Source organism: Photorhabdus kayaii (assembly GCF_025384895.1).
Taxonomy (GTDB): domain Bacteria; phylum Pseudomonadota; class Gammaproteobacteria; order Enterobacterales; family Enterobacteriaceae; genus Photorhabdus; species Photorhabdus kayaii.
This window is the reverse complement of record NZ_JAJAFZ010000212.1, coordinates 1-765: the sequence shown is the minus strand read 5'-3', so window position 1 is coordinate 765 and position 765 is coordinate 1. Positions and strand designations below refer to the sequence as shown.

Below are 765 nucleotides of genomic sequence, written 5' to 3'. Positions count from 1 at the left end.
CAGGTTCTTAGCCGGCGATATCACCATTGAGGGCGTTTTCTCGTTATGGAACGGACAGCGCAGCACATAATCCTCACCGCGTTTTTTCATCGTACGGCCTTGCTTACGCGCCAGCCCCAGCAACGAGACGGTTTGCTTTAAGTGGACTAAATCGGTGTCGGGAACGCGGGTCATCAGAGACCTCCTGTAAAAACCTGTCAATATGCTTTTATGGTTTCTTTATACATGCATATATGGTATGTTTCAAGCATCATGTTTAAACAAGGGGGTAAAATGCTGGCTCTGTTTCCTTGGCGAGTAATTTCTATGGACTTTGGTAAACGTCTGGCAACCCTGCGTAAAGACCGCAGGCTTACTCAGGCCGCACTGGCGGAGAAAGTCGGTTGTCACGTGACAATGATCCGGCGTTATGAAGCTGACGAAGTACAACCGACACTGGAGATTATCCGCAAGCTCTCCCGTGCACTTTCTGTCAGTGCAGATACGCTGGTTTTTGACGAGAATGAGCGCAACCCGGATGAAGAACTGCGTTTGCAGTTTGAGGCTATCAGCCAGTTCACACCGGAAGAGAAAGAAGTGGCAAGGGTGTTACTGGAGTCATTGATTTTAAAACACGATGCCAACCGTTTTGCCCGTAACAACAGCAGAGCAGGCACCGAGAAGTAAGACATAAAACACGTGCGGCGATCCCGTGTTGGAGCACGGAACCGCCGCTAACCGTAAGCAACTATTGGAGTAGTTACTATGGCTAACCGCGATTGTAAT

General features: G+C 49.2%; 2 protein-coding genes. One reads left to right on the top strand and one right to left on the bottom strand.

From position 1 onward, the window contains the following. On the bottom strand, nucleotides 1–174 hold a 174-nt coding region (locus tag LGZ98_RS23965), incomplete at its 3' end, for a CHC2 zinc finger domain-containing protein (protein WP_262978754.1). A gap of 99 nt (nucleotides 175–273) precedes the next feature. On the opposite strand from LGZ98_RS23965, the gene LGZ98_RS23960 reads away from it, so the two are divergent. Beyond that, nucleotides 274–666, top strand: coding sequence for a helix-turn-helix domain-containing protein (locus LGZ98_RS23960; protein WP_229015692.1), 393 nt, complete (start codon nucleotides 274–276; stop codon nucleotides 664–666). Nucleotides 667–765: the final 99 nt, after the last annotated feature.